6 protein-coding genes are annotated in these 6,796 nt (G+C 60.6%); 5 read left to right on the top strand and 1 reads right to left on the bottom strand.

Annotated features, from left to right (window positions below):
- The 5 genes from GHO03_RS17250 to GHO03_RS17230 form a co-directional block, all read left to right on the top strand.
- On the top strand, positions 1-753 hold a 753-nt coding region (locus tag GHO03_RS17250), incomplete at its 5' end, for a 2-hydroxy-3-oxopropionate reductase (RefSeq protein ID WP_153400245.1).
- A gap of 143 nt (positions 754-896) precedes the next feature.
- Positions 897-1,784 (top strand): urea transporter, encoded by an 888-nt coding sequence (locus tag GHO03_RS17245; RefSeq protein WP_153400244.1) that lies wholly within the window; start codon positions 897-899, stop codon positions 1,782-1,784.
- 39 nt (positions 1,785-1,823) lie between these two features.
- Complete coding sequence (locus GHO03_RS17240) at positions 1,824-2,645, top strand: ion transporter (RefSeq protein ID WP_095002068.1); 822 nt, start codon at positions 1,824-1,826, stop codon at positions 2,643-2,645.
- A gap of 93 nt (positions 2,646-2,738) precedes the next feature.
- Complete coding sequence (locus GHO03_RS17235; RefSeq protein ID WP_095019582.1) at positions 2,739-3,746, top strand: sulfate ABC transporter substrate-binding protein; 1,008 nt, start codon at positions 2,739-2,741, stop codon at positions 3,744-3,746.
- Between the two features lie 229 nt (positions 3,747-3,975).
- A complete protein-coding gene (locus GHO03_RS17230) occupies positions 3,976-5,913 on the top strand; it encodes a DNA topoisomerase III (protein WP_095024372.1) in 1,938 nt (645 codons plus the stop codon).
- Between the two features lie 3 nt (positions 5,914-5,916).
- On the opposite strand, the gene GHO03_RS17225 is transcribed toward GHO03_RS17230, so the two are convergent.
- Positions 5,917-6,759, bottom strand: coding sequence for a PhzF family phenazine biosynthesis protein (locus tag GHO03_RS17225; RefSeq protein WP_095002071.1), 843 nt, complete (start codon positions 6,757-6,759; stop codon positions 5,917-5,919).
- Positions 6,760-6,796 lie beyond the last annotated feature (37 nt).

The raw sequence follows: 6,796 nt of genomic DNA, 5'->3' as shown, positions 1-6,796 counted from the left end.
GCCCTGGCCAGCCCGCGAGAAGTGGCCCAGGAAGCCGAATTCATCATCGTCATGGTGCCGGATACCCCTCAGGTTGAGGATGTGCTGTTTCGTGAAGACGGCATCGCCGCGGGCCTGAGCCCGAACAAGGTGGTGATCGACATGAGTTCGATCTCGCCTACGGCCACCAAAGCGTTCGCCGAAAAAATCAACGCCAAGGGTGCTCAGTACCTCGACGCGCCGGTATCCGGCGGTGAAGTTGGCGCCAAGGCCGGCTCACTGAGCATCATGGTCGGCGGTGACGAAAAAACCTTCGCCCGCGCCCTGCCGCTGCTGCAGAGCATGGGCAAGAACATCACCCTGGTGGGCGGCAATGGCGACGGTCAAACCGCCAAGGTAGCCAACCAGATCATCGTCGCCCTGAATATCCAGGCCGTGGCCGAAGCCCTGGTATTTGCCGCGAAAAACGGCGCTGACCCGGCCAAGGTTCGCGAAGCGCTGATGGGTGGCTTTGCCTCCTCGAAAATCCTCGAAGTGCACGGCGAGCGCATGATCAAGGGCACTTTTGACCCGGGCTTCCGTATCAGCCTGCATCAAAAAGACCTCAACCTGGCCCTGGCCGGTGCCCGTGAGCTGGGGATCAACCTGCCCAACACCGCCAATGCCCAGCAAGTGTTCAGCACCTGCGCGGCCATCGGTGGCAGCAACTGGGACCACTCGGCGCTGATCAAGGGCCTGGAACACATGGCCAACTTCTCGATTCGCGACAAGTAAGCCCACCGGTCTGCCCTTTTTGGGGAGACCGCACTACCTGTAGTCGCTGCCGAGGCACGAAGGCTACGAGTTCTTGATCATGCAGGGAGCCAATCAAGAGCTCGCAGCCTTCGTGCCTCGGCTGCGACTACCAGGTAACAATCATGAGTTCAAACCCCTGCCCCGACTGGGCGACGGCCCTGTGCGCCGGTTTCGGCCAGATCTTCCTCCAGCGTCATCCTCTGTGCGGCGTGCTGTGCCTGCTGGCCATTCTGATCAGTGCCCCCACCCTGCTCGGTGGCGCCTTGCTCGGCGGTATTGCCGGGCTCCTCACCGCGCAACGGCGCGACTATCCCAAGGCCGAACGCCAGGCGGGTCTGTACAGCTACAACGGTATCTTGCTGGGCTTGCTGATAAGCCACCAGCTTGAATGTTCTGCCCTGTTGCCCTTGCTGATCATTGCCAGTGCCGGACTGAGTACGATGCTCGTGCATCAGTGGCTCAAGCGCGCCACCCCCGGGCAAAGCCTGCTGGCCTACACCGCGCCGTTTGCGGGTATTGGCTGGATCCTGCTGCACCTGACCAACCCGCCTGCACAAGCCATGGACCACACCCAGGCCGTCAATGGCCTCACACTGGCACAGGGGCTGTTCAAGGGCATTGCCCAGGTCATGCTGCTGCCACACCCGCTGGCCGGGTTGCTGATTGTGATCGGCCTGTGGCTGAGCAACTGGCGCGCGGCACTATGGGCCATCACCGGTTCACTGACCGGTATGCTGTTTGCCTTGTATCAACAGGACAGCGCGGCTGCACTGGACGGCCTGGCCGGCTACAACCCTGCACTCGCCGCATTGGCCCTGAGTCAGCAAGCACGGCGTCCCTGGCTGCCCGTGGCGGGGATTATCGTGACCTTGCTGATCACCCCGGGCTTTATTGCCCTGGGCCTCGCCCCCCTGACCGCACCCTTTATCCTCGGATGCTGGCTGGTGCACGCCAGTGTGCGCATCCTGCACCCTGCACAAGAACAATGCAGGTTGCGCATTGAGCGTTAATACTCGAACCTTCTGACCTTTGGGCATCGAGCAACCTGCATGGATAACAATGACTGGCGCCAGCGCTTGTATGTGATGGTCTTTCAGGCCGATACCCCGGCGGGGCGGCGTTTCGACACCGCCCTGCTGCTGATCATCCTGTGCAGCCTGGTGGTCGTGGTGCTCGACAGCATCAACAGCATTCACCGCGACTACGCCAAACTGCTGGCCTATATCGAGTGGGGTTTCACCTTTGTATTCGCCGTGGAATACGGCCTGCGTCTGTATTGCTCGCCCAAACCTCTGCGTTACGCCTTCAGCTTCTACGGCCTGGTGGATTTGCTGGCCATTGTGCCGGGGATTCTGGCGATCTATTACAGCGACGCGCAGTACCTGTTGATCATCCGCATCATTCGCATGTTGCGGATTTTTCGTATCCTCAAGCTGCGCCCCTACCTGAGCCAGGCCAACTATCTGCTCTCGGCGCTGCGCGGCAGCAAGCAAAAAATCATCGTGTTCCTGGTCAGCGTCTCCACCCTGGTTACGGTGTTCGGCAGTCTGATGTATGTGGTCGAAGGGCCTGCAAACGGCTTTACCAGTATTCCGGTAAGTATCTATTGGGCCATTGTCACCCTGACGACTGTGGGTTTTGGTGACATAGTGCCCAAAACCGTACTGGGGCAAGTGATCTCGGCGATGGTGATGATCACCGGCTACTCGATCATTGCCGTGCCCACCGGCATCTTCACTGCCGAATTGGCCAACGCCATGCGTGGCGAGCAACTCAAGCACGACTGCCCGACCTGCAAAAAGAACACTCACGAACAATCGGCGTCTTTTTGTTCACGGTGCGGCAATGCTCTTTTTACGAAAAAAGCATAACCACAGCACTTTTTAATCTTTTAAGGACTATGCGACAGTCGCTATAGTTACTGGCAATTTGCCCTTATTGCTCCCTATAACAAGGAATGCGCAGTGAAAAAACTCTTTAGTGCCTCAATTCTGGCCGCTGGCCTGGCCCTTGGCAGCGTCGCGAGTGCAGCGACCCCACCGCCACTGCTAAACGTGTCCTACGATGTGATGCGTGATTTCTACAAAGACTACAACGCAGCCTTCCAGAAGCACTGGGCACAAGAGCACAACGGCGAAAAGCTCAACGTACAAATGTCATTTGGTGGTTCCAGCAAACAGGCCCGCTCGGTCATAGATGGCTTGCCCGCGGACGTGATCACCATGAACATGGCCACCGACATCAATGCCCTGGCCGACAACGGCCATCTGGTCCCGGAAAACTGGGTCACCCGCCTGCCGGACAACAGCGCACCGTTTACCTCGGCCACCGTTTTCATCGTGCGCAAGGGCAACCCCAAGGCTCTGAAAGACTGGCCCGACCTGCTCAAGGACGGCGTACAGGTCATCGTACCCAACCCGAAAACCTCGGGTAACGGCCGCTACACCTTCCTGTCGGCCTGGGGCTATGTACTCAAAAACGGCGGTGACGAAACCAAGGCCAAGGACTTTGTGGCCAAGTTGTTCAAGCAGGCTCCAGTGCTTGATACCGGCGGTCGTGCAGCCACCACCACCTTTATGACCAATCAGATCGGCGATGTGCTGGTGACGTTCGAAAACGAGGCGGAAATGATCGCCCGTGAATTTGGTCGCGACCAGTTCGAAGTGATCTACCCGAGCGTATCGGCAGAAGCCGAGCCGCCTGTGACGGTAGTGGACAAAGTGGTCGACAAAAAAGGCACCCGCGCCACGGCCGAAGCCTACCTCAAGTACCTGTGGTCGCCTGAAGGCCAGGAAATCGCTGCTAAAAACTACCTGCGCCCGCGTGACCAGGCAATTCTCGCCAAGTACAACGACCGTTTTCCGAAAGTCGACTTCCTGTCGGTTGAAAAAACCTTCGGCGACTGGCGCGACGTGCAGAAAAAGTACTTCAACGACGGTGGCGTGTTCGACCAGATCTACAACGCGCAATAATCCCCTGTCCGGTTGCAAGCCCGCCTTCCATTGTGGGAGCGGGCTTGCTCGCGAAGGGATGCCCCCGGTACGCCTGACTGCCCCCCTCGCCTGCATCGCAGGCAAGCCAGCTCCCCCAGGTTTTGCAGCACCTGCAAAAGCCTGTACATATCAACAGTAAAAAAACTTGCTCTCGCGCCTGTCTCTGCCCATGCTGTGCATCTTCTGCGATGCGTGAATGAGTTGAGCGATGCGGCTGTTTCTGTGTGAAAAACCCTCCCAGGCCAAAGATATTGCCGCCGTGCTCGGTGCCAGCCGCCGCGGTGATGGCTGCTGGGTGGGCGCCAATGCCACCGTCACCTGGTGCATCGGTCACCTGCTCGAAACCGCCCCGCCCGACGCCTACGATGAGCGCTACAAGCGCTGGCTACTGGCTGACCTGCCGATCATTCCGGAAAAATGGAAAATGCGCGTCAAACCCAAGACCGCCAGCCAGTTCAAGGCCGTCAAGCGCCTGCTCGGTGAAGCCACAGAACTGGTCATCGCCACCGACGCCGACCGCGAAGGCGAGATGATTGCCCGCGAACTGGTCGAGCACTGCCGCTACCGCGGCCCCATCCAGCGCCTGTGGCTGTCGGCCCTGGACGACGCCTCGATCCGCAAGGCCCTGGCTGCGCTCAAGCCCGGCAGCGAAACCTTCAACCTCTATCATTCGGCCCTCGGCCGCTCGCGGGCCGACTGGTTGATCGGCATGAACATGAGCCGCCTGTTTACCCTGCTCGGCCGCCAGTCGGGCTATCAAGGCGTATTGCCAGTGGGCCGTGTGCAGACCCCTACGCTGCGGCTGGTGGTCGATCGTGATCGCAGCATCAGCGACTTTATCCCCGTGGCCTACTGGGCCATAGACGTACAGCTCAGGCACGACGGGCAGTTATTCACCGCGCAATGGCGGGCCGATCCCGACACCTGCGACGACCAGGACCGCTGCCTCAACCCGGCCCATGCCCAACAGGCCGCAAGTGCAATGCAAAACGCCAGCAGCGCCCGGGTGATCAAGCTGCGCACCGAGCGCATGCGTGAAGTCGCGCCATTGCCGTTCGATCTGGGCACGCTGCAGGAAGTGTGTTCAAAAAAGCTCGGCCTCGGCGCCCAGGAAACCCTCGATATTGCCCAGGCCCTGTACGAAACCTACAAGGTCGTCACCTATCCGCGCAGCGATTGCGGCTACTTGCCACAGAGCCAGCACGGCGAAGCCGCGTCGATTCTCAGCGCCTTGCAGCAGGCCGATCCGTCACTGGCACCACTGGCCAGCCATCTGGACCCGCAGCGCCGTTCACGGGCCTGGAACGACGCAAAAGTCAGCGCCCACCACGGCATCATTCCTACAGCTGCTGCAAAGAATATTGAACGCCTGAGCGGCAAACATCGCGCGGTATATACGCTGATTCGCGCACGCTACCTCGCGCAGTTTCTGCCCAACCATGAATACGACCGCACCCAGGCCGACTTTGATTGTGCAGGGCAAAACCTGCGGGCCGTCGGCAAGCAGATCGTCGAGCCCGGCTGGAAGCGCGCCCTGCCCGAAGCACTGGCCCCGGCCAAAGGTCGCGAAGCCCCTGCTCCACAGCCCCTGCCGTTATTGCGCGAAGGGCTGGACTGCGCGATTGCCGCGGTCAACCTCAAGGACTTGTGGACCCAGCCGCCCAAGCCGTTCACCGAAGGCGACCTGATCAAGGCGATGAAAAACGTCGCCAAGCTGGTGCAGGACCCGCTGCTCAAGCAAAAACTCAAGGACACCACCGGTATCGGCACCGAAGCCACCCGCGCCGGCATCATCCAGGGCTTGCTCGATCGCGGTTACCTGAGCAAAAACGGCAAGGCCCTGGCGGCGACCGCCCCCGCCTTTAGCCTGATCGACGCGGTACCGCGCGCCATTGCCGACCCCGGCACCACGGCCATCTGGGAGCAGGCGCTGGACATGGTGCAAAGCGGCGAAATGACCCTCGACGTATTCGTCGCCAAACAGGCGGCGTGGATGAGCAAACATATCGAACGTTGCAGCGCCATGACCATGACGATCAGCGGTCCGGCCAGCCCGGCCGGTGCGGCGCCAGCCTGGAAGAAGAAACGCAAGGCCGCTACGGGCAAGGCCAGACCCAAGCGGGCGGTGAAAGCAAAAGGGGCATGAGGCTCAGAGCGTCAATTGCCCGCTAATACAGGTCACCGCCGGGCCGCCCACCCAGATATCCTCGCCGATCTGCTCGATCGACACCCGCCCTGCCCGCCCCATTGCCGTACCCTGGCTGGCCACATAATGCGCCGGGGCAAGGCCTGCGCCGATCAGCCACTGCGCCAGCCCGGCATTCAGGCTACCGGTCACCGGATCTTCGGGCATGCCCTCGCCGGCACAGAATGCGCGCACTTCAAACTGCGCCTCGTCGCCATCGAGTTCAGGCTGCCAGGGGGCAACCACACCGATCGACAGTCCGAGCAACTGCGAGTAATCGGGCTCTAAAGCCAGCACCTGCTCACGGTCACGCAACATCAACGCCACCCAGCCCGGGCCATTATCGACCCAACGCGCCTGCACCACCGCCTGCGCCTCGATGCCCAGGCCACGGCAGATACGCTGCAGCAAATCCCCCTCAACAGCACCCGTACGCAACAGGGGCGGTGCAGTAAAAGCCAGTTGCCCGGCCTGGCGACGAAGACGGATCAACCCCGCGGCGCACTCCTGCACGATCTCTTGACCACGGGGCACGCCGCCGGCTTCCAGCCAGGCGTGGCAACTGCCCAGCGTAGGGTGGCCAGCAAAAGGCAGCTCGTTGAGAGTGGTAAAAATTCGCAGGCGGTAATCGGCATCAGGGTTTTGCGGTTTGAGCACAAAAGTGGTTTCACTCAGATTGGTCCAGCGCGCAAAGTCGGCCATTTGCGTGTCACTCAGGCTGTCGGCATTCAACACCACGGCCACCGGGTTGCCCTTGAGGGCAACGCTGCTGAAAACGTCAACTTGCTTGAATTCGAATGGGCGCATGACCGGCTCCTGATAGTGATCAGCAAGCACCCTACAC

Source organism: Pseudomonas sp. FSL R10-1339, assembly GCF_009600545.1.
GTDB lineage: Bacteria > Pseudomonadota > Gammaproteobacteria > Pseudomonadales > Pseudomonadaceae > Aquipseudomonas > Aquipseudomonas bubulae.
This window is presented reverse-complemented; position numbering and strand designations above follow the sequence as displayed.